Origin of the sequence: Rhizobium sp. WW22, assembly GCF_047041135.1 — a bacterium.
Lineage (GTDB): Bacteria > Pseudomonadota > Alphaproteobacteria > Rhizobiales > Rhizobiaceae > Rhizobium.
Genome location: NZ_CP178198.1, coordinates 1362550 through 1384520, shown reverse-complemented (window position 1 = coordinate 1384520; position 21971 = coordinate 1362550). Strand labels below are relative to the sequence as shown.

Here is a 21971-nt window from a genome sequence, read left to right as displayed (position 1 = left end):
AGGGGGAGTCGAGTCAAGCAAAGCGCCATCCTGAAGTTCCGAATGCTGCGCGCGAAACTTGGTGTTTCGCTCATGGCAAACATGCGCTAAAGCGAGCGGAGCAAGAATAACAGCGACGTAACAGTAAAAGCGGGCCACTGCCTCACATGACCGAAAAAACTCCGTTCTACATCACCACCGCGATCGCCTATCCCAACGGCAAGCCGCATATCGGCCATGCCTATGAGTTGATCGCCACTGATGCGCTGGCACGTTTCCAGCGCCTCGATGGCCGCGATGTCTTCTTTCTGACGGGTACGGACGAGCATGGCCAGAAGATGCAGCAGACGGCGCGGGCCGAAGGCATGGAACCGCAGCAGCTCGCCAATCGCAATTCCGATGAATTCCAGGCGATGGGCAAGTTGCTGAACGCGTCGAATGACGATTTCATCCGCACGACGCAGCCGCGCCACCACGAGACCTCGCAGAACATCTGGAACCTGATGGCCGATGCCGGCGACATCTACAAGGATTCCTATGCCGGCTGGTATTCCGTGCGTGACGAAGCCTATTACCAGGAAAACGAAACCGAGCTGCGCGCCGATGGCGTGCGCTACGGGCCGCAAGGCACGCCGGTCGAGTGGGTGGAGGAGGCAAGCTACTTCTTCAAGCTCTCCGAATACCAGGACCGGCTGCTGAAGCTTTACGAAGAGAACCCGGATTTCATCGGTCCGGCCGAACGCCGCAACGAAGTCATTTCCTTCGTCAAGTCCGGCCTGAAGGATCTATCGATTTCCCGCACGACTTTCGATTGGGGTATCAAGGTGCCCAACGATCCCTCGCACGTCATGTATGTCTGGGTCGACGCTCTGACGAACTATATCACGGCGACCGGCTACATCGAGGATAGGAACAATCCGAGGGCGAAATACTGGCCTGCCGATCTTCATATCATCGGCAAGGACATCATTCGCTTCCACGCCGTCTACTGGCCAGCCTTTCTGATGTCAGCGAAGCTGCCGCTGCCGAAGCGTGTCTATGCCCACGGCTTCCTGCTCAACAAGGGCGAGAAGATGTCGAAGTCGCTCGGTAACGTCGTCGATCCGGTCAATCTGGTGAACCATTTCGGCCTCGACCAGGTGCGCTACTTCTTTCTGCGCGAAGTCTCCTTCGGCCAGGACGGCAGCTACAGCGAAGAAGCGATCGGCACGCGCATCAATTCCGACCTCGCCAATGGCATTGGCAATCTCGCCAGCCGCTCGCTGTCGATGATCGTGAAGAACTGCGACGGACAGATTCCTGAATGCGGTCCGCTGACGGATGAAGACAAGGCGCTTTTGGCTCAGGCCGACGCGTTGCTTGCCTCGACCCGCGAAGACATGGGCAAGCAGCTGATCCATCGCGCTCTCGCTTCCATCATCGCGGTGGTTTCCGAAACCGACCGCTATTTCGCGAGCCAGGAGCCCTGGGCGCTGAAGAAGACCGATCCGGCGCGCATGGCAACCGTGCTGTATGTCACGGCCGATGTCGTGCGTCAGATCGGCATTCTCCTGCAGCCCTTCATGCCGGAATCCTCGGGTAAGCTCTTGGATCTCATCGCCATCCCAGCCGACAAGCGCGATTTCGCAGCCCTCGGCGAGGCCGGCCGCCTCGTTGCCGGAACGCCGCTGGAGGCACCAAAGCCGGTCTTCCCGCGCTATGTCGCGCCGACTGCCGAATAAGGTTTTCCATGCTGATCGACACGCACTGCCATCTGGATTTTGCCGACTTCGAAGAGGAGCGCGACGCGATCGTCGCTCGCGCTCACGAGATGGGCGTCAAGCAGATGGTCACCATTTCGACAAAGGTCAGGAAGCTCGACGGATTGCTTGCTCTTACCGAGCGTTATCCGTCAGTTTTCTGCTCGGTCGGCACTCATCCGAACAGCGCCGATCAGGAGCTTGATATCCATACGGAAGATCTCGTGCGGTTGGCAAACCAGCATGAGAAGATCGTCGCGATCGGTGAAGCCGGTCTCGATTACTTCTACGACACCGTCAAACCGGAAGACCAGAAGACCGGCTTCCTGCGCCATATCGCTGCTGCGCGCGAAACGCAGCTGCCGCTCGTCATCCACAGCCGCAGCGCCGACGAGGACATGGCCGCGATCCTGACGGAGGAAACAGGGAAGGGGGCTTTCCCCTTTATCCTCCACTGCTTCTCCGCCGGCCCTGCCCTTGCGCAGACTGGCGTCGAGCTCGGCGGCTATATTTCCTTTTCCGGCATCCTGACCTTTCCGAAATCGGAAGAGCTGCGCGAGATCGCCAAGACTGTCCCACACGATCGTCTGCTGGTCGAAACGGATGCGCCATATCTCGCGCCGAAGCGCTGGCGGGGAAAACGCAATGAGCCATCCTATGTCATCAACACTGCCGAAGTGCTGGCCGATACGATCGGTGTCAGCATGGACGAGATCGCCGACATCACGACCGAAAACGCCTTCCGCTGCTTCTCCAAAATGACGAGGGTCTGACGTCGTGACATACCGGCGACGCTTCACCATTTTGGGCTGTTCATCGTCGCCGGGTGTTCCGCGTATTACCGGCGATTGGGGGGCCTGCGATCCGAAAAACGCAAAAAACCGCCGCACGCGCGCTGCCTTTCTCATCGAGCAGATCGCACCCGATGGCGGCATTACCACCGTCGTCATCGATACCGGTCCGGATTTTCGCGAACAGATGATCCATGCCGGCGTCAGCTTCATCGACGCAGTTCTCTATACCCATGCCCATGCCGACCATATTCACGGCATCGATGATCTGCGCGGCTATTTCCATATCTCGAACGAGCGCATCCCGATCTATGCCGATCCGCCGACGATGGACCGCATTCGCGAAGGCTTTCGCTACTGCCTGGAAACGCCTGCCGGCAGCAGCTATCCACCGATCGTGCGGCCTGTGCTGATCGAAAATCTCGAGAAAAGTTTCGTGATCGATGGGGCAGGCGGTCCGATTCGCTTCTGGCCGCACAAGCAGGTACATGGCGATATCCATTCGTTGGGCTTCCGTATCGGCAAACTCGCTTATTGCAGCGATATCAGCGACTTCCCGCCGGAATCGATAGAAAGAGTTCAGAACCTCGACATTCTGATCATCGACGCGTTGCAGTATCGGCCGCATCCAAGCCATCTGTCGTTGGAGCAATCGCTCGAATGGATCGAACGCTTGGCGCCGAAACACGCCATCTTGACCCACATGCATACGCCGCTCGATTATGAAACCGTACTGGCTGAAACGCCCGATCATGTCGAGCCGGCCTACGATCAGATGCAGATCGAACTCGACGTGGAGGATGATGAGCTATGAGCGAAGATATCAGGAAGCTTTCCAGCCTGGAGCGCGTCGAACTTGCAGCGCGCGCGCTGGGGCTCGACATCTCGATCAAGCGCATGGAGCAATCGACGCGGACCGCCGAAGAAGCTGCCAAGGCCGTAGGATGCGCCGTCGGCCAGATCGTGAAATCTCTGGTCTTCGTCAATGCCGATACGCAGGCACTGACGCTGCTTCTTGTTTCTGGCGCCCATAATGCCGACACCGCTTATATTGCAATGGCTTATGGCGTTCGGCTGAAGCGCGCGGATATCGATCGCGTTCGCGACGAAACCGGCTTTGCCATCGGCGGCGTCGCACCCATCGGCCATTTGGTCGATCTGCCTGTCTTTATGGACGAGAGCCTTTTGGCTTATGATCAGGCCTGGTGCGCGGCCGGGCGTCCGGACAGCATTTTCTCCTGCAACCCAACGACGCTGACCGAGAAGATTGCGGCTAGGGTGATCCGCATCAAAGCGAACTAGAGCAGTTCCAGCAAAAGTGCGAAGCGGTTTTGCGTCTGGAACTGCGTAAAAACAAGAAGATAGAGCGCTTTCGCGATTCGAAGAAAAGCGGAAATGCTCTAAGAATAACGAATGCAGCCGGGCGGTGGTGCCACAGGGAGGATCCGATGGGCGAGGCTTCGGACGGCAAAAGGACCGATACGGCTTCCCGGATAATTCGTGCGACGCCACACGCGATCTTCAGAGCTTTCCTCGATCCCGAAGCACTGGCCTCATGGCTTCCGCCGAAAGGCATGACGTGCCGCATCCAGGTCTTCGAACCGCATAAAGGCGGCAGTTATCGAATGGTGCTATTCTATGATGCACCGGATCATTCGACATCTGGAAAATCCTCCGAGCATACCGACATTATCTCTGGTCAGTTCATCGAGATCGTGGCGTATGAACGCATCGTTCAGGCGGTGGATTTCGAATCCGAGGACGCCGCATTCGGCGGGACGATGACCATAAGCTGGTCCTTGACAGAAGTTCAGACCGGCACAAGGGTCACCGTAGTTTGCGAGAACGTGCCTTACGGCATCAGCAGAGAAGATCATGACGAGGGACTGAAATCGACTCTCGAAAATCTGGCCAACCATCTGGAATAAAATCGAAAAATGTCGAACTCATTGTGGTATTGATATCAGCTTTAGTTCCATAATCTATCTTATCTGATAAGTATGTGTAGCGGCATTTTAGAGATGCGACACATAGGCCAGTTAGAGATGCGACACTCGTCGCCTCTCGGGATGCTGGTCGAACGTCAGGATTGGGGAGCAAGATTAGCGACGTGCAACGTGGCTGAGGCCATCTGTGTTCGGAGTCGTCATGTCTTGTTTGATTGTCATGTCGCAGAAGGAATTGCATCGCCTAGAACGTATTTGCGAAGTTCGCCGAGGCAGCCTGACGGTGGTTCGGGCTGCTGAGTTGTTGGGGCTCAGCCGCGGCCAGGTGCATCGGCTTCTGCAAGCCTATGACCAGGACGGAGCCGACGGTCTGAGGTCGAAGAAGCGCGGTCGTCCGAGCAACCGGCGCCACAGCGAGGATTTCCGCAACCTGGCTCTCGACCTGGTGCGTGAGCATTACGCGGACTTCGGGCCGACCTTGGCGGCGGAGAAGCTACTTGAGCGCCATCGGATATCGGTCAGCAAGGAGACGCTGCGTCAATGGATGATCGAAGCCGGCATCTGGGTGTCACGCCGCGAGCGCAAGAAGCGGGTCTTTCAGCCGCGTGGCCGGCGTGATTGTTTTGGTGAGCTTGTCCAGATCGATGGTTCGCATCACTGGTGGTTTGAAGAGCGTGGCCGCAAATGCGCCCTGCTCGTCTACATTGATGACGCCACTGGCAAGCTCTTGCATCTGCGCTTTGCGGCGTCTGAGAATACCTTTGATTATCTGCATGCGACGAAGGCCTATTTGCAGCAATGGGGCAAGCCGATTGCATTCTATAGCGACAAGCACGGTGTTTTCCGTAGCGCGCATGCCTCACTGAAGGACCGCACGAGCGGCCTGACGCAATTCGGTCGGGCGCTTTACGAGCTGAACATCGACATTATTTGTGCGAACACTCCACAAGCCAAAGGCCGTGTGGAACGCGCCAATCAGACGCTGCAGGATCGGTTGGTGAAGGAGTTGCGGCTGCGCGGTATCGATACGATCGAGGCGGCTAACGCCTATGCGCCAGAGTTCATGGCGGACTTTAATGCTCGGTTTGGCAAGCCCGCACGCAATCCGAAGGACATGCATCGGCCGCTGGCCGATCACGAGAACCTCGATGGTGCCATGTGCCGCAAGGAAGTTCGCAAGCTGTCGCATTCCTTGACGTTGCGCTACGACAAGGTGATGTTCATTCTCGATCCGACAGAGCGCGCGACGGCGCTAGCGGGCAAGAAGATGGTCGTTTGCGACTATCCTGACGGACGCCTCGAGATCACGCACGATGGGGTCTCCCTGCCCTACAAAACCTTCGACACGTTGCGGTCGGTGCACCGAGCGGACGTGGTTGAGAACAAACGGCTGGATGACATGCTGTCGATCGTCGCTGAGCTGCAGGCTGGGCGCCAGCAGCAGCGCAGCAAGAGCGGCCCTCGTCGCACTGGCCAGACGGATCATATGTTTGGCATTCCCGATGGCAGCAAGAGCAACGGCTATCAGACACGTGGTGCCAAGCCTGGACGGAAGACGGATTTTACGAAGGATCCCATCGTCATCGCCCGACGGCGACAAGCATTGGCGACCCGGGACGCGGCAGAGTGATGGAAGCGATCCGGTTGAGAAAGCTAAAGTATATGATTGCGCCAGAGCCATCCGCCGCCGACCGGGCTACGCAACCCCAGCCAGCTTCACCCGGCCGGCGGCTCACAGCTGCGCATCCATATCTATAGAATCTTGCAAATGAAGTAATAACAGATATTATTGTGTCGCGTTTCTAAATTGATTACTTTGTCTCATCTCTAAATAGCCGTGACAGTATGTGGTTTACGGGTACATTCTATTTTAAAGTGCGACATGCCAATGATTTTCAATGGCTTCACTTTGGAGGTTTTGGCATGTCCCACTGCTGTCAGCAACTCACCCTCGCCGATCGACGGCGTCTTCCTCCTCCCTCGATGCGCCAAAATCAGTTGGTGGTGCTCTGTTTAACCGTCACTGTCGAACCGGTAGCGACGGTCGCTGTCGGCACATAAGCGTCAAGAAGGCTCGCCATCTTGTCGTCGCGAATTTGCGCCGTCTTTTCGCCCATCACGACGCCGACTACGCGGCGGCCGTTTTTCGAGGCTGACGTCACGAGATTGTAGCCGGAGGCATCGGTATAACCGGTCTTGATGCCATCGGCGCCTGCGTATCGATACATCAGATTGTTGTGGCCCCGCAGCTTCATGCCGCGGAACTTCATGCCGCGAAGCGAGAAAAGTTTGAACTCTTCCGGAAAGTCGCGCATGAGCGCAACGCCCAGCGTTGCCATGTCGTGCGCGGTCGTGACCTGTTCCGGATCCGGCAAACCTGACGGATTCTTGAAGACGGTCTTGCTCATGCCAAGCTGGTGCGCCTTCGCAGTCATGATCTTGCCGAAGCTCTCCTCCGAGCCACCAAGCTGCTCGGCAATCGCGACAGCCGCATCATTGGCCGACAGGACGACGATGCCTTCGACAGCCTCGCGCGTCGTGACCTTGCGGCCTGCACCGATCGCGAATTTGAAGGGCTCCTTGCTCTCCGCATTCTCCGACATGGTCAGCTTCTGATCCCATTTCAGGCGACCGTCATGCAGCGCTTCGAAGGCGAGATAAAGCGTCATCATCTTGGTGAGCGAGGCCGGATAATTCAGCTCGTTCTCGTTCGATGCTTCCAGCACTTGGCCGCTATGCGCATCCACGAGATAACTCGCCTGCCCGGCCTCCGCTGCCGAAGCTGCACCGAGAAGCGATAGGGTCGAAATCGCCGCGGCGAGGAGCAGGGATTTTGTCTTGAGCATGGATTTTGCGGTCTCGTACTTTGATGTTCCGGGCGAAACAGCAGATCACCGAGGAAACCGGCTGCCTGCTTTCGAGCGGAATGGATCGGGCAAATCTGTGGCGGAAAAAAGAACAATGGGATGAAAAAAGGACGATCGGAAAATACTCCCCAGACCATTTTGCCCGCCCTCGCCCAAATGCCAAGCTTTCAACCGCTTTCCGCCGGCAATCGCTGCAAGATACCGCTATTCCAACCCGCGCGCCGATGGTTTGAACGCCCTCAAGCGCCCTATCCCCAGAACCATGACTTATTGACTTCGGTCCTAGCCTCGGCGCGCGTCATGCCAATGTCTCGAAGCTGGTCATCGGTCAGCTCGCGCAGGTTCCATCTCGTCTCGCGCTTTTCAAGATAGGTCAGGAATCTCTCCAGCGCTTTTCGCCACAATTCTCGCGTTCGCCGACCTCTACCTGCAACGGCGGCCGCTGCTTGCATCGGTCTGTTGATATCGGTCGTCATTTTCCTGCTCCTCAGGCTCATTTGAACATGAGCTTAGGATGCACTGGCGCTGACAATGAATGAAGCTTATGATATTTATACAAACCATAAGGAATTCTTTTTGCTCAGCCTGGATCAGCTAGCCGCCTTTGTCAGTGTTGTCGATCTCGGAAGCTTTACAGCCGCTGCCGATAAGGCCGGGCTCACACAACCGGCTGTCAGCCTGCAGGTGAAACTGCTGGAACAGCGTCTCGGCGTAAAGCTGATCGAGCGCGTCGGCAGGCGGGCGCAGCCCTCGCCGGCCGGGCTTGATTTGCTTGCGCATGCCCGCCGCATCATCGAAGCCTGCTCGATCGCAGAGGAGTCGATGACGCCTTTTCGAGAGGGATCGGTCGGACGCGTGCGAATCGGCAGCGGCGGCACCGCTTCGATTCATCTGCTGCCCCGCGCCATCGCCATAGCAAAGAAGCGCATGCCCGATCTCGAGATCATCGTCCGTGTCGGCAATATCGAGGAGATTCTGCGTGATCTCGAAGCCAATGCGTTGGACCTCGCGGTCGTTGCCCTGCCCGCCTCTGGCCGTTCGCTGGAAGTCGAGCCATTCCATGAAGACGAGCTTCTGGCCGTAGCCCCCAAGGGAAGCGTGATGCCGGAGGGCGGGCCGGATGTAGAGTTCATGAAAACCAAGACGATGCTGCTTTACGAAGGCGGCAACACGCGTCGCGCCACGAATGGATGGTTCGAGGCCGGCAGGGTTCACCCCGAGCCGGCCATGGAGTTTGGGAGTGTCGAAGCCATCAAGGAACTGGTCGCCGCCGGCCTCGGATGGTCCATCCTTCCCGACATGGCTCTGAGACGGGATAGGCGGGCCAGCTGGTTACCTCGCCACTCAAGCCGAGGCTCGTTCGGCAACTCGGCATGGTGTTGCGCCGGGACAAGCATCTCACAAGAGGTCTTCGCGAAGTCATGAAAGCGCTGCGTGATTTTCAAACATCGGAATAGGCGATGTAAACCTTGGCAGGACATCTAGACAGTGTCCCGCCCCGGCCTTGGCTGCCTATTCGAGCCGCCTGCGGCGCTCCATCTCCTCTTCAGAGGGATTCTGACCAACAAAGGAGCCCGTCTTCACCGGCCCATCGGGTTCGTAGGTCGCGAAGATGACGCCGGTCGGAGAGATCTTGCTGCGCAGCAGCTTCATTGCGCAAGGCACTGCCCCGCCGGCAAACAGCTTCTTGCCGCCGCCCAGCACCAGCGGAAAGATCACCAGATGGTATTCGTCGATCAGCCCTTGGCGGAGCAGGGTCTGAATGAAATCGCCACTGCCCTGGATCAGCAGATCCGGCCCCTCACCCGCCTTCAGTTCCCTGATTGCAGCAACGACATCCTTGCCGAGCGATCGGCTCTTGTTCCATTTCAATTCGGCGTCGCCGCGCGTCGCGACATATTTGGTGACGCTGTTGAATTTATTGGCAATCGGATTGTCGTTGTCGATATAGGGCCAATAGGCTGCGAAAATGTCATATGTCTTGCGGCCGAGCAGCAGATCGAACGGCTTTTCGAACAGTTCGAAGAGCGTCTTGCCGGTTTCCTCGTCAGAGTGCGGGAAGACCCAGCCGCCATACTTGAAGCCGCCGGTCGGATCCTCGTCCGGACCACCGGGTGCCTGCATGACGCCGTCGAGGCTGATGAATGTCGCTGCGATAATCTTGCGCATGATGCTCTCCTTTTCTGGCATGGTGCCCAAAGGACGCCTCATCAAGCTCCATCCCGACATCTCATCGGCAATTTTTTGAACACGCAATCTAACGTTCGCGTGGCACTTGTGACCGATTGACTCTTGAACGTCGCCATGGAATCGGCAAAATTCATCCTATCAATACTTTCCCTGAGATACGAACCCGTCAGCGGGCCCGCCTCGTTCAATTATGCCTGGATAAAAGCGTGAGCAGCGATTCATCAAGAAGCGCGGCGAAGCCATTGGCCTCGCGTGCGCATATCAATGCGGTCGGGTGGGGCCAAGGCCTGTCGACGATCGTCCGGATCACCCATATGACGCTGCGCCACCCATGGCAGACGAGCTTCGCCATAGGGGCAACATTCGTAGCTGCAACGTTGCAGCTGACGATCCCGCGCCTGCTCGGTCGCGCGGTCGATCAGACACAGACAGCGGTCGCTGGTGGTACCGCTGGCCAGATCGCCGAAAATGCTTTGATGACGACCGCTTTGCTGCTGCTCGTCGTCAGCATTCTGCGCGGCCTGTTCACGATGGTGCAGAATTATTACAGCGAATCCGTCGGCCACCATATGGGCTACGAGCTCCGGCTTGCCTGCTACGAGAAGATCCAGCAGCTCTCCTTCAGCTTCCACGATAAGGTCCATTCCGGTGATCTCATCACCGTCGGCCTGCTCGATCTCGAAGGCGTGCGCATGTATTTCTCCACCGCGCTGGTGCGCATGGTGCTGCTCACCATGCTGATCGGTGTCGGCGCCTATATGCTGCTTACGACGGATGTGGCACTTGGCCTCCTGGCCTTGAGTTTCGTGCCCTTCGTCGCCTGGCGTTCCTCCGTCACGCAGCTGCGCCTGCGTTCGACATGGCTGGAGCTACAGGAACGGCTCTCGGTGCTGACGCGCGTCATGGAGGAAAATCTCGGCGGCATCCGTGTCGTCCGAGCCTTTGCCGCACAGGCGCATGAAATCCTGAAGTTCGATCGCGCCTCCCACAATGCGCTTTCGCTGGCGCACAAGCGCGTCGGCATCCGCGTGGTTAACACCAGCGCCATGAACTTCTCCTTTTTCGCGTCTATGGGGCTCGTGCTTTGGCTGGGTGGTCTCAAGGTCATTGCGGGCGAGATCAGCGTCGGCACGCTGGCCTCGTTCCTGACCTTCATGACCATCCTGCAGATGCCGGTGCGCCAGCTTGGCCTGATGGTGAATGCTTTTGCCCGCGCATCGACCTGTGGCTCGCGCCTGTTTGCGCTGCTCGATCTCGATATCCCCATCAAGGATGCCCCGGACGCCAAGCCGCTCGTCGTGACCGACGGCACGCTGCGGTTCGAGAATGTCGACTTCAGCTATCCAGGCGCTGAAGAACGCCCGGTGTTGAAGAATATCTGTTTCGAGGCAAGACGCGGTGAAACGATCGGCATTGTCGGCCCGCCCGGTAGCGGCAAGTCCACCATCGCGCATCTCATTCCACGCTTCTACGATGTCACGGCCGGAGGGATCACTCTTGACGGTCAGGATATCCGCAAGACGACACTGCAATCGCTGCGGCAGAACGTTGCCGTCGTGCAGCAGGATTCCTTCCTGTTCACGACGAGCATCGAGAACAACATTGCCTATGGCGATCCTTGGGCAAAGGAAACCCGCATCGAGCGCGCCGCAGAGTCGGCGCAGTTGCATAATTACATTCTCGGCCTGCCCGCCGGCTACACCACGGTCGTCGGCGAGCGCGGCGTATCTCTTTCCGGTGGTCAGCGCCAGCGCCTGACGATCGCCCGGACATTGATGCTGAAGCCCGCCGTCATGGTCTTCGACGATTCCACCGCCGCGATCGACGCCGCGACGGAGCAGCGCATCCGCAGCGCCATGAAGCGTTTTGCTCGCGACCGCGTGACTCTGATCGTCGCCCATCGACTGAGCTCGCTGATGCATGCCGACCAGATCCTTTTCATCGAGGATGGCGAGATCGTCGAGCGCGGCACGCATGAGCAGCTTTTGGCCGCCGCTGGCCGTTACAAGGCGCTCTACGATCTGCAGGTTCGCCCGGAGGACGATGTCGTCAGGACATCGGGCGACGTGCTCGAAAGAGCAAAGAGGGAGGTATGACAATGTCGGAAATCACCGAAACCGAGCGCAACGATGTGCGCGACGACGGTCGCCGCCCTCCCCGCGCAGTTGTCGGCTCGCATCGCGTCGAAGAAGAGATCTTTGGCAAGGTCTTCGACAGCAAGATCATCCGCCGCATCTGGGCCTTCGTCAGCCCCTACCGCCGGCAGATCTATATTTCGGTCGTCGCCGTTCTGCTTTTCACGGGATCGCAGATCGTCATCCCGCTCGTGATCCGGCATGCGATCGACAAGGCGATGGCACCCGGTGCCATTGATTACTCGGCACTCTGGCTGTCCCTGGCGATTTTTGCTGCGGCCATTCTTGTCAATTACGGCGCGAGCTACGTGCAAGAAACCTTTGTCGGCCAAGTCGCCGAAGAAGTCTTGTTCGACATCCGCCGGGCGATGTTTGCGCATCTGCAGCGCGTCTCTCTGTCCTTCATGGACAAGACGGAGGTCGGACGCTTGATGTCGCGCCTGCAGGGCGACGTGAACTCGATGCAGGAATTCCTTGAAACTTCAGTGCTTTCCGTCGGCGATATAGCCCTGCTTTTCGGCATAGTCATCGTCATGCTGTCGCTCGATTTCCGGCTCGGCCTGCTGACGCTATCCGTCATGCCGATCCTCTTCATCGTGCGGCTGTTCTGGCTGCCGAAGGCGCGTGTCGCCTTCATGAACGCGCATGAGACCAACTCCGTCACCAATGGGGCGCTGGCGGAGGCCATCCATGGCGTACGCGCTGTCCAGGGCATGCATCGGCAATCCGTCAATTTCGCTCTTTTTGATGACAAGGCACATACGAATCTTCAGTCGCATCTGACGGCGGCACGCTATGCGCAGATCATGGTGCCGATCGTCGATACGCTGACCGGCATGGCGATGGCGATCGTCATCATTGTCGGCGGCTCGATGGTGCTGAACCACAGGCTTGATGTCGGCATCATGGTCGCCTTCCTGTTCTACATCCAGCGCTTCTTCGATCCGATCCGCTCGCTCACCATGCAATATTCGGTGATGCAGCGCGCCATGGCCTCCGGCCAGCGGTTGACCGAAGTGCTTGATGTTCCGGTTGACATCAAAGATGCGCCGGATGCGATCGAGCTCTCGGCCGACATGGACGGCTCGGTGGAATTCCGCGATGTGATCTTCGGCTATGATCCGAGGCACCCTGTGCTGAAGAATGTCAGCTTCAGGGTCAATCCAGGAGAAACGGTGGCGCTGATCGGGCCGACGGGCTCGGGCAAATCCAGTTCGATGGCGCTTATCCATCGCTTCTATGATGTGCAGCAGGGCCAAGTACTGGTCGGCGGTCACGACGTGCGCTCCCTCACCCAGGATTCGCTCGGCCGCCAGATCGCCATGGTGCTGCAGGAGCCGTTCCTCTTCACCGGCACGGTGCTGGAGAACATCCGCTACAACAAGGCGGAGGCGACGCGCGAAGAAGTCATCGAAGCCGCCAAGGCCGTCGGCGCGCACGAGTTCATCATGCGCCTTCCGGATGGCTACGATTCTGTTCTCGGCGAGCGCGGCGGCGGTCTTTCGCTCGGCCAGCGCCAGCTTGTCAGCTTCGCCCGCGCGCTCGTGGCCGATGCCAAGATCCTCGTGCTCGACGAAGCGACGGCGAATATCGACAGCTACACCGAAATGCTGATTCAGAAGGCGTTGGTGAAGCTGCTCGAAGGCCGCACCGGCCTCGTCATCGCCCATCGCCTAGCCACCATCCGCGAAGCCGACCGCATCATCGTTCTGCAAAACGGCCAACTGCTTGAAAGCGGCAACCACAATCAGCTGATGGCAAACGGCAGGCTTTACTCAAAACTCTATAACCTCAATTATGCGTCCTTCGACGATATTCCGGAGGAAGAGGCGTCTGCTTCAGTGCCTGCGGAGTCGCAGACCTAGAGTAAGGTCACACAAAACTGTGGGGGCATAATCAACAATGACCGACAGTATTCTGGTTCTTTACGGTTCCTACCGCTCGGATCGCCTCGGCATCCGTCTCGCGAATTATCTCGTAACCAGCCTACGTCAGCGCGGAAACGATGTGGAGCTCATCGACGCCAAGGCAGTTGGCCTGCCGATGCTGGACCGAATGTATAAGGAATATCCCAAAGGCTCCGCTCCTTCGGCCATGGAGCAGCTTGCCGAGAAAATTCTGGCTGCCGATGCCTTCGTCTTCGTCACGGGCGAATATAATTGGGGCATGCAACCCGGCCTGAAAAACCTGACCGACCATTACCTTGAGGAGTGGTTTTGGCGACCGGCGGCGATTGCCAGCTATTCCGGCGGCCGCCTTTCCGGCGCCCACGCGGAGGTCTCCTGGCATGGCACCCTTTCCGAGATGGGAATGGTCGTTATCTCAAGCACCCTCGCAGTCGCCAATATCTCGGCCGCCTTGGACGCTGACGGCAAACCTACCGGGAACGGAGGCGATGCTCTTGCGAAAGCATTTCCCCGTTTTGCCGAGGATCTCGCCTGGTGGACCGAGGCAGCAAAACGGCAGCGCGCTCGCAGGGCACCTCCCTATTGAAAACCTGCCGCCTGGCCGCAGCCAGGCGCATTTCGCTCATCCCCACCTAGCCTCGCATGCCAGCAGATTGAGTTCCAGCTTCGCGCAAATCTGGCTCCGCGATAGTAACTTGCATCATGATAGTTACTCGTGCTATCTGCCTCCGCATGCAGAGAACGAGCTTCAGCAGTTTCAAATGCCCAGCCGCCCGTGCGCTCGAAAGCGTCGGTGACTGGTGGAGTATTCTGATCTTGCGCGATGCGCTTCAGGGGTTAAGGCGGTTTGATGAATTCCAGAAAAGCCTTGGAATTGCACCCAATATTCTGACGCGCCGGCTCAAGCATCTGACCGATGAAGGTCTGTTTGAGCGGCGGCTCTATCAAGAGCGGCCGCCTCGCTACGAATATGTCTTGACTGACAAGGGCCGAGATTTCTTCCCTGTGCTGATGGCGCTCTTCACTTGGGGCAATCGGCACTTGCCTGCCGAAGAAGTCGCCGTGCGGCTAGCCGACGCTAACACCGGTGAAGATCGTGACCCGCTTCTCATCGACCGCGTCACCGGCCGCGCCTTTCAGCCCGAAGACACGATCCTCGTGCCGGGACCGGCCGCCGACGACGCGGTTCACGAACGCATTGCCCAGATGAAAGCATGGTTTCTGGGCTTCGACGCCTGAGATAATAGGAGCAAAAGATGGATCGTATCGTCGTCACCGGCATGGGCCTGGTTTCGCCCCTGGGCGTGGGTGTCAATGCAAGCTGGAAGAGGCTTGTCGAGGGGCGCTCAGGCCTGAGGCTGTTGCCCGAAGAAATGGTGGGCGATCTCGGAGCGAAGATCGGCGGCGTCGTTCCCGATAGCGCCGAAGATCCCGAGGCGGGCTTCGATGCCGATCGCTATGTGCCCGTCAAAGACCAGAAGAAGATGGATCGCTTCATCCTCTTCGCCATGGCTGCCGCCGAGGAAGCGATCCTGCAGGCCGGCTGGCAACCGACTGACGTCGGCGCTCTGGAGCGGACGGCCACGATCATTGCATCGGGCGTCGGTGGCTTTCCCGCCATCGCCGATGCTGTCCGCACAGCCGAAACGAAGGGAGTGCGCCGCCTTTCGCCCTTCACGATCCCCTCGTTCCTCGTCAATCTTGCCGCCGGCCTGGTGAGTATCCGCTATGGCTTCAAGGGACCGCTCGGTGCACCGGTCACCGCCTGTGCAGCCAGCGTGCAGGCAATCGGCGATGCGGCGCGGCTGATCCGCTCCGGAGAGGCCGATGTTGCCATCTGCGGCGGAGCGGAAGCCTGCATCGACAAGGTCAGCCTTGGCGGCTTTGCTGCGGCGCGCGCGCTTTCGACAGGTTTCAGCAATCGCCCCGAGGAAGCCTCTCGTCCCTTCGACAGTGGCCGTGACGGCTTCGTCATGGGTGAAGGCGCGGGAATGCTTGTCATTGAGACATTGGAGCATGCCCTTGCGCGTGGTGCCACGCCGCTTGCCGAGCTTGTCGGCTATGGCACCGCCGCTGATGCCTATCACATGACGGCAGGGCCGGAAGACGGCGATGGCGCACGCCGGGCTATGCTCGCTGCCCTCGCCCAAGCACGGATTTCGCCTGCCGAGGTCAAACACCTGAATGCGCACGCGACATCGACCCAAGTCGGTGACCGCGGCGAGATGGAAGCAATTAAGACCGTCTTCGGCCGCGAGGGTGCGATTGCCGTCAGTGGCACGAAGGCGGCGACTGGCCACCTTCTGGGCGCGGCCGGCGGCATGGAAGCGATCTTCACCATCATGGCGCTGCGGGACCAGATCGCGCCGCCGACGCGCAATCTGCAGGATCCGGATCCGGCGGCCGAGGGCATCGATATTGTCGGCGGCACGGCGCGACCGATGGCCATGGACTACGCAATCTCCAATGGTTTCGGTTTCGGCGGCGTCAACGCCAGCGCCCTCTTCCGCCGCTGGCAGTAATCGCTTCTGCTTGCGATCAAAGCGCGCTAAGCTTTCTCCATATGGCTGGGGATGGACATGCGCGCTTTTTCTTTCGCCGTTTTTCTCTTCTGCGTTGCCTTTGCACCGGTCGCTTACGCGGAAGATCCGGTGCAAACGGCGCAGAGCCTTATTGAGCAGCAGATCGAAGCTTTTCTGCACGATGATGCAGCAACGGCCTATTCCTTCGCCGCACCTGGCATCAAGGCGCTCTTTCCCGACAAGGACAGCTTCTTCGCCATGGTGAGGAAGAACTACCTGCCGGTCTATCATCCCGGCAACTATGCCTTCGGCAAAAGCCGCGCGATCGACAATGGCGCAGTCGTCTATCAGGAGGTGTTGATCACAGCTACCGATGACAAGGACTGGACGGCGATCTACCAGATAACTCGTCAGCCGGACGGCAGTTATAAGATCAACGGCGTGCAAATTCTTGCCAAAACGGCAAGTGAGGGCATTTAGAGCATTTCCGCTTTTATTCGAATCGCGAAAACGCTCTATCTTTTTGTTTTTACGCAGTTCCGGACGCAAAATCGCTTCGCACTTTTGCTGGAACTGCTCTAAGGCATCGCTGGCCACAAAATGCAAACAGCGCACCTCTAAACAAGAGGCGCGCTGTCATAAAGCATGGGCCTGATCTTATTAACCGCGAACTCTAAGCGCGTTTCCTGCGGGCGTGTTGCCTTCGAATTCCGGCCGCGGCTGCGGAATCACAACTGTCGAAGCCGGCATAGGCGTATTCGTGTATGTGGTCTCGCCGCTCGAGAGCGGTCCTGAAATTGCCATGTCCGTAGGTGCGGGCGTCGGGATCGGAACCGCAGTCGGGATGACGACGGCACTCTGCGGCATGGTCACCGTCGGATTCGAGACCGGCGTGAAGGCTGCTACGGCAGACGTCATGGACGCAGGCTGCGTTTCCGGCAGGACAAACGGAGATTGCGGCGCGCCCTGCGCGGGCACGTAATTCATCGCAACCTCATAGGCCGGAAGCGGCGCAGGCGTCTGCAATTCGCCATCGCGACCACGCTTCTCATAGAACGCGTTGCCGCCAGCATAAGCGACGTAGTGCATATTATCGTATGGGAATCTCAGGCCTTCGGTATGAAAGAACATCGCGTCCTTCACCTGGGGATGCCGTTCGCCGCGCAGGATCTTCGAGGCAGCGACTTCAAGATCGGGCTTTGCCTGATCCTTGACTTCCCTGGTCATCACGCCTGGAGCAAACTGCTTTTCCTGGGCAACGACGCCGCATATCGTGGGTGGATAAGCACCGGAGGTCAGCCGGTTCATTACGACCGTACCGACAGCCATGTAACCGCTCGGGTCGGAACGCTCTGATTCGAAGTACATTGCACGTTCGAGACAGTCCTTGTCCTTCGTCGTGTAATTGTACGTTACTTTAGCGCCACGAATGGGCTTGGTAGTATTGCTGGGGGTGGGGGTTGTCTTCTGCGTCGTCGTGCAGCCCGTAGCGGCCAAACCGACAACCAATAGCCCCGAAAGACATGCCCCGAATTTGCGTTGCGCCCTCAACGGCAAGTGCCTCCTATTTTCGGTAGTACAGCCCTTATCGATTAAGAGAATGCGTTTTAGCCGGATTTTTTCAAAATTCCAAGCGGCCACGCAATCAAATCTGCCAATGACGTTTTTCAAAGGCGGATGGACCGTTTATTCCGATTCGCTATTTTTCCCAATGGTTTATTGTCGCCGAGCTCATTTTGAAACACGGCCGGGAACGGAAATTGCCCAAGGCAAGCCCGTTCCGGCCGGCTCAGAATGATGTTTGTTAAGGATAGCAATCAATCGATAATAAATGATTTACCAACAGAGCAAGGTCCATGCGCCAGCCGACTTCGACGAGGATTCGCCCCGGCGCGAAACAATAGAACGACCAATTGCCGCGTATGGTCGAAGGCGGCTTCGAAACTTCACAGCCGCTCGATTTCACCCGCTCGAACAACAGATCAACCGCCTCGCGGGAGGGCTGCATGAAGCCGATGTGATAGGTATTGCGACCGACGGAGACGCCATCGGCGCCGCCGAATTTCGCGACAGGCCGGCTGATGACAAGTTCAAGTCCGGCATCGTCGCGAAGGATGGCAAAGCCATTTGCGCCCCGCGTTTCCACCTCCGTCAGACCGAAAACGGAAACAAAAAAATCCCGGGTCGCGGCGACATCGGGAACGTGCAAATCCAGGTGGTTCAGTCTCATGACAGCTCCAAAAGGCTTTCCCGCGGAGACATGTCGGTCGAAACGGCACGCCAACGCGAGACACTCGACCACAATGGTCAAGTTCCGCGTCGCGGGCTCTCATAACCAACGGCTAGGAGCAGTGCTTCCAGATTGGAAGGGGTTGGGCCTACCGAAACCAACCCTGCCTTTTTCGACACGCTTCTGTTAGCGCGAAACCGCCACTGGAGCAAGATCGCGTGGCGCATCCTCGTCGTCATTGAATCAAACGGGCTCGAGATCACCCCTCGCCCAATTTTCCTGCGTCTCGGCCATGAAATCGGCAAAGCGGCCTTCGGCGATCGCCTGGCGAATGCCCTGCATCAGTTCCTGATAGTAGGCGAGATTGTGCCAGGAGAGCAGCATACCGCCGAGCGCTTCGTTGGCGCGGACGAGATGGTGCAGGTAGGCGCGGGAATAATCCCGCGAAGCCGGGCAATTGGACTGCTCGTCCAACGGACGCATGTCTTCGGCGTGGCGGGCATTGCGGATATTCACCTTGCCGCGGCGCGTGAAGGCCAATCCATGACGACCCGAGCGGGTCGGCATCACGCAATCGAACATGTCGATGCCGCGGGCGACGGATTTCAGGATGTCGTCGGGCGTGCCGACGCCCATCAGATAGCGCGGCTTCTCAGTCGGCAGCTCCGGAAGCGTGATCTCGAGCATGCGCAGCATGACTTCCTGTGGCTCGCCGACGGCAAGGCCGCCGACCGCATAGCCCTTCAGGTCCATACCGCTCAGCGCCTGTGCGGAGCGGACGCGCAGCTCCGGCACGTCGCCACCCTGGACGATGCCGAACATCGCCTTGCCGGGCTGGTTGCCGAAGGCAACCTTGCAACGCTCCGCCCACCGCAGCGACATTTCCATGGCGCGCTCGATTTCCTTCGGCGTTGCCGGCAGGGCGACGCATTCATCGAGCTGCATCTGGATATCGGAGCCGAGCAATCCCTGGATCTCGATCGATCGCTCCGGTGACATGTGATGCAAGCTGCCGTCGACATGCGATTTGAAGGTGACGCCCTGCTCATCGAGTTTACGCAGACCGGACAGCGACATCACCTGGAAGCCGCCAGAATCCGTGAGGATCGGATGCGGCCAGCGGATCAGCTGGTGCAGGCCGCCAAGGCGGGCGACCCGCTCGGCTGTCGGACGCAGCATCAGGTGATAGGTATTGCCGAGAATGATATCGGCACCCGTCTCGCGTACTTGATCGAGATACATCGCCTTGACAGTGCCGACGGTACCGACAGGCATGAAGGCCGGCGTGCGGATCGTGCCGCGCGGCATGGAGACTTCCCCGAGGCGGGCGCCGCCATCGGTCTTCTTCAATTGAAACTGAAAGCTCTCGCTCATTTCGTTCTAGTCTTTCCGGTGGAGCAGGCTGCCATCGCCATAGGAATAGAAGCGATAGCCCGTCTCGATAGCATGGGTATAGGCCGCGCGCATCGTATCGAGGCCGGCAAAGGCCGATACGAGCATGAACAGGGTCGAGCGCGGCAGGTGAAAATTGGTCATCAGCATGTCGACGGCCTTGAAGCGGTAGCCGGGGGTGATGAAAATGCCCGTGGCGCCTTGCCAGGGCTGGATTGTGCCATCGTCAGCGGCGGCGCTTTCGATCAGTCGCAGCGACGTGGTGCCGACGCAGACGACGCGCCCGCCCCTCGCCTTGACGGCGTTGAGCTTCTCGGCGGTGGCGGCATCGACATAACCGATCTCGAAATGCATCTTGTGGTCATCGGTATCGTCGGCCTTGACAGGCAGGAAGGTGCCGGCGCCGACATGCAGTGTCACGAAATACCGCTCGACGCCCATGGCATCGAGCGCGGCAAAGAGCGACGGCGTGAAGTGCAGGCCGGCGGTGGGCGCTGCGACCGCGCCCTCTTCACGCGCATAGATCGTCTGATAGTCGGCGCGATCGCGCTCGTCTTCGGGGCGCTTCGCCGCGATGTAGGGCGGCAGTGGAATATGCCCAACGCTGGCAATCGCCTCGTCGAGAGCCGGACCGGACAGATCGAATCGCAGGGTAATCTCGCCGCCCTCGCCCTTTTCCTCGACAGTGGCGTCGAGCGAACCGAGCGCGCAGACATTTTCGCCGTGACCGAACTGGATGCGATCGCCGATCTTGATACGCTTGCCGGGCTTGGCAAAGGCCTTCCAGCGGTCGGGTGCGGCGCGCATATGGAGGGTAGCAGACACCTGCTGGCCGGGCGCGCCTTCGCGGTGACGAATGCCTTCCAGCTGCGCCGGGATAACCTTGGTATCGTTGAAGACCACCGCGTCGCCTGGGCGCAGGAAGGATGGCAGATCCCGTATCTGATAGTCGCTCAGCGCATGCGAGCCATTGTTCGGATCGACAACAAGCAGACGCGCGCTGTCGCGCGGCTCGGCAGGCCTGAGCGCGATACGCTCCTCCGGCAGATCGAAATCGAAAAGGTCAACACGCATTCAATTGGTCCAGGCAGTTCATCCAGGCAAAGCGAAACCCGCCCCTCACGCCATAAGCGCAAGAGGCGGGTTTCAGGAGTAATCACGATCAGACGTCGGCGGCAACCCGCGCGGAGACGATCAAATCCGGATCCTTTACCGGCTCGCCGCGTTTGATCTGGTCAACAAACTCCATGCCGGAGATGACCTGACCCCAAACGGAGTACTGCTTGTTCAGCCAAGGTGCATCTGTGAAGCAGATGAAGAACTGCGAGTTGGCCGAGTTCGGATTTTGCGAACGAGCCATCGAGCACGTACCACGAACGTGCGGAGTTGCGGAGAATTCAGCCTTCAGGTCAGGCTTGGACGAGCCGCCGGTGCCGGCGCGGGCGGTGTTGCCGCCAACCTTGCCATGCTCGACATCACCGGTCTGAGCCATGAATCCGTCGATGACGCGATGGAAAACAACGTTGTCATAAGCCTTTTCACGGGCAAGCTCCTTGATGCGGACAACATGTTCCGGAGCGACCTGCGGCAGAAGCTGAATGACAACCTGGCCCTTGGTGGTTTCCAGGATGAGGGTGTTTTCTGGATCCTTGATCTCAGCCATGTTCGTTTCCTTGTTCTCTCTGTTTGCTTTGGAGTTATTTCTTGGTGACGGTGACCTTGACCATCTTGTCAGGGTTGCTCACTTCGCCGTTCTGGCCTTCGCCACGCTTGATCTTGTCGACGAGCTCCATGCCCGAGATGACCTTGCCGACGACCGTGTACTGGCCGTTCAGGAAAGCGCCGTCGGCGAACATGATGAAGAACTGCGAGTTGGCGGAATTCGGGTCCTGGGCGCGCGCCATACCGACAACGCCGCGCGTGAACGGAACCTTGGAGAATTCGGCCGGAAGGTTCGGCAGATCGGAACCGCCGGTGCCGGCCTTGTTCGGATCAAAACCCTTAGAGGCGTTACCATACTGAACGTCGCCCGTCTGAGCCATGAAGCCATCGATAACGCGATGGAACACGACGTTGTCGTAAGCGCCCTTCTTCGCCAGCGCTTCGATCTGCGCGACGTGCTTCGGAGCAACTTCCGGCATCAGCTGGATAACCACCGGGCCGTCCTTGAGCTGGATAGTCAAAAGATCTGCAGCTGCGGCCGAGAACGCACTGCCTGCGAAGGCGGCAAGGCTCAGGAATCCTGCCAATGCAATATGAAAGAGTTTCATGGA

The 21971-nt window shown here is 58.7% G+C and carries 22 protein-coding genes and 1 pseudogene; 14 read left to right on the top strand and 9 right to left on the bottom strand.

The features are described 5' to 3' along the window. Window positions 1-146 precede the first annotated feature (146 nt). The 6 genes from metG (at window position 147) to ACK83U_RS06915 (ending at window position 6085) form a co-directional block, all read left to right on the top strand. Window positions 147-1700 carry a methionine--tRNA ligase gene (gene metG / locus ACK83U_RS06940; RefSeq protein ID WP_112338938.1) on the top strand — a complete coding sequence of 518 codons (1554 nt, stop codon included), beginning with the start codon at window positions 147-149 and terminating at the stop codon, window positions 1698-1700. Window positions 1701-1708: 8 nt separating this feature from the next. After that, entirely contained in the window at window positions 1709-2491 is a 783-nt protein-coding gene (locus ACK83U_RS06935; RefSeq protein ID WP_112602622.1) for a TatD family hydrolase, read from the top strand. 4 nt (window positions 2492-2495) lie between these two features. After that, window positions 2496-3323, top strand: coding sequence for an MBL fold metallo-hydrolase (locus ACK83U_RS06930; protein WP_112413779.1), 828 nt, complete (start codon window positions 2496-2498; stop codon window positions 3321-3323). Then, complete coding sequence (locus tag ACK83U_RS06925) at window positions 3320-3811, top strand: YbaK/EbsC family protein (RefSeq protein ID WP_112602621.1); 492 nt, start codon at window positions 3320-3322, stop codon at window positions 3809-3811. Before ACK83U_RS06930 ends, ACK83U_RS06925 begins: the two co-directional genes overlap by 4 nt. A gap of 146 nt (window positions 3812-3957) precedes the next feature. Then, complete coding sequence (locus tag ACK83U_RS06920) at window positions 3958-4437, top strand: SRPBCC family protein (RefSeq protein WP_112602620.1); 480 nt, start codon at window positions 3958-3960, stop codon at window positions 4435-4437. A 220-nt stretch (window positions 4438-4657) separates the two neighbouring features. Then, complete coding sequence (locus ACK83U_RS06915) at window positions 4658-6085, top strand: ISNCY family transposase (protein ID WP_112611539.1); 1428 nt, start codon at window positions 4658-4660, stop codon at window positions 6083-6085. A 364-nt stretch (window positions 6086-6449) separates the two neighbouring features. On the opposite strand, the gene ACK83U_RS06910 is transcribed toward ACK83U_RS06915, so the two are convergent. Further along, window positions 6450-7301: a D-alanyl-D-alanine carboxypeptidase family protein gene (locus tag ACK83U_RS06910; RefSeq protein ID WP_112610323.1), complete on the bottom strand. Its 852-nt coding sequence runs from the start codon at window positions 7299-7301 to the stop codon at window positions 6450-6452. A gap of 5 nt (window positions 7302-7306) precedes the next feature. On the opposite strand from ACK83U_RS06910, the gene ACK83U_RS06905 reads away from it, so the two are divergent. Continuing rightward, window positions 7307-7555 carry a hypothetical protein gene (locus ACK83U_RS06905; RefSeq protein WP_162708081.1) on the top strand — a complete coding sequence of 83 codons (249 nt, stop codon included), beginning with the start codon at window positions 7307-7309 and terminating at the stop codon, window positions 7553-7555. A gap of 15 nt (window positions 7556-7570) precedes the next feature. On the opposite strand, the gene ACK83U_RS06900 is transcribed toward ACK83U_RS06905, so the two are convergent. Beyond that, the gene (locus ACK83U_RS06900) at window positions 7571-7798 is read right to left on the bottom strand and encodes a DUF1127 domain-containing protein (RefSeq protein ID WP_246712207.1); all 228 of its coding nucleotides are present in this window, start codon (window positions 7796-7798) and stop codon (window positions 7571-7573) included. Between the two features lie 55 nt (window positions 7799-7853). On the opposite strand from ACK83U_RS06900, the pseudogene ACK83U_RS06895 reads away from it, so the two are divergent. Beyond that, window positions 7854-8779, top strand: a pseudogene (locus ACK83U_RS06895) (LysR family transcriptional regulator). Window positions 8780-8834: 55 nt separating this feature from the next. Here the strand turns inward: ACK83U_RS06895 and ACK83U_RS06890 are convergent. Further along, on the bottom strand, window positions 8835-9491 hold the full coding sequence (locus ACK83U_RS06890) for a dihydrofolate reductase family protein (protein WP_112610315.1): 657 nt from the start codon (window positions 9489-9491) through the stop codon (window positions 8835-8837). Window positions 9492-9718: 227 nt separating this feature from the next. Between ACK83U_RS06890 and ACK83U_RS06885 the strand changes: the two genes are divergently transcribed. From ACK83U_RS06885 to ACK83U_RS06860, 6 genes are all read left to right on the top strand, one after another. Further along, window positions 9719-11608 (top strand): ABC transporter ATP-binding protein, encoded by a 1890-nt coding sequence (locus ACK83U_RS06885; RefSeq protein ID WP_112610313.1) that lies wholly within the window; start codon window positions 9719-9721, stop codon window positions 11606-11608. A gap of 2 nt (window positions 11609-11610) precedes the next feature. Beyond that, the gene (locus ACK83U_RS06880; RefSeq protein WP_112610311.1) at window positions 11611-13512 is read left to right on the top strand and encodes an ABC transporter ATP-binding protein; all 1902 of its coding nucleotides are present in this window, start codon (window positions 11611-11613) and stop codon (window positions 13510-13512) included. Window positions 13513-13549: 37 nt separating this feature from the next. Continuing rightward, window positions 13550-14140: an NAD(P)H-dependent oxidoreductase gene (locus tag ACK83U_RS06875; RefSeq protein WP_112610309.1), complete on the top strand. Its 591-nt coding sequence runs from the start codon at window positions 13550-13552 to the stop codon at window positions 14138-14140. A gap of 146 nt (window positions 14141-14286) precedes the next feature. Beyond that, entirely contained in the window at window positions 14287-14793 is a 507-nt protein-coding gene (locus tag ACK83U_RS06870; RefSeq protein WP_112610307.1) for a winged helix-turn-helix transcriptional regulator, read from the top strand. Window positions 14794-14810: 17 nt separating this feature from the next. Continuing rightward, complete coding sequence (gene fabF / locus ACK83U_RS06865) at window positions 14811-16076, top strand: beta-ketoacyl-ACP synthase II (RefSeq protein WP_112610305.1); 1266 nt, start codon at window positions 14811-14813, stop codon at window positions 16074-16076. Between the two features lie 57 nt (window positions 16077-16133). Then, window positions 16134-16556: a DUF4864 domain-containing protein gene (locus ACK83U_RS06860; protein ID WP_112610365.1), complete on the top strand. Its 423-nt coding sequence runs from the start codon at window positions 16134-16136 to the stop codon at window positions 16554-16556. A gap of 180 nt (window positions 16557-16736) precedes the next feature. Here ACK83U_RS06860 and ACK83U_RS06855 read toward each other — a convergent pair whose 3' ends face one another. From ACK83U_RS06855 to ACK83U_RS06830, 6 genes are all read right to left on the bottom strand, one after another. After that, window positions 16737-17627: a cell wall hydrolase gene (locus tag ACK83U_RS06855; protein WP_112610303.1), complete on the bottom strand. Its 891-nt coding sequence runs from the start codon at window positions 17625-17627 to the stop codon at window positions 16737-16739. 253 nt (window positions 17628-17880) lie between these two features. Continuing rightward, a complete protein-coding gene (locus tag ACK83U_RS06850) occupies window positions 17881-18306 on the bottom strand; it encodes a VOC family protein (RefSeq protein ID WP_112610301.1) in 426 nt (141 codons plus the stop codon). A 243-nt stretch (window positions 18307-18549) separates the two neighbouring features. After that, window positions 18550-19680, bottom strand: a complete 1131-nt coding sequence (gene tgt / locus ACK83U_RS06845) for a tRNA guanosine(34) transglycosylase Tgt (protein ID WP_112400629.1) — start codon at window positions 19678-19680, stop codon at window positions 18550-18552. Window positions 19681-19686: 6 nt separating this feature from the next. Beyond that, the gene (queA, locus tag ACK83U_RS06840) at window positions 19687-20772 is read right to left on the bottom strand and encodes a tRNA preQ1(34) S-adenosylmethionine ribosyltransferase-isomerase QueA (protein WP_112610299.1); all 1086 of its coding nucleotides are present in this window, start codon (window positions 20770-20772) and stop codon (window positions 19687-19689) included. 88 nt (window positions 20773-20860) lie between these two features. Continuing rightward, on the bottom strand, window positions 20861-21361 hold the full coding sequence (locus tag ACK83U_RS06835) for a peptidylprolyl isomerase (protein WP_112610297.1): 501 nt from the start codon (window positions 21359-21361) through the stop codon (window positions 20861-20863). A 34-nt stretch (window positions 21362-21395) separates the two neighbouring features. Then, a complete protein-coding gene (locus ACK83U_RS06830) occupies window positions 21396-21968 on the bottom strand; it encodes a peptidylprolyl isomerase (protein WP_015339889.1) in 573 nt (190 codons plus the stop codon). Window positions 21969-21971 lie beyond the last annotated feature (3 nt).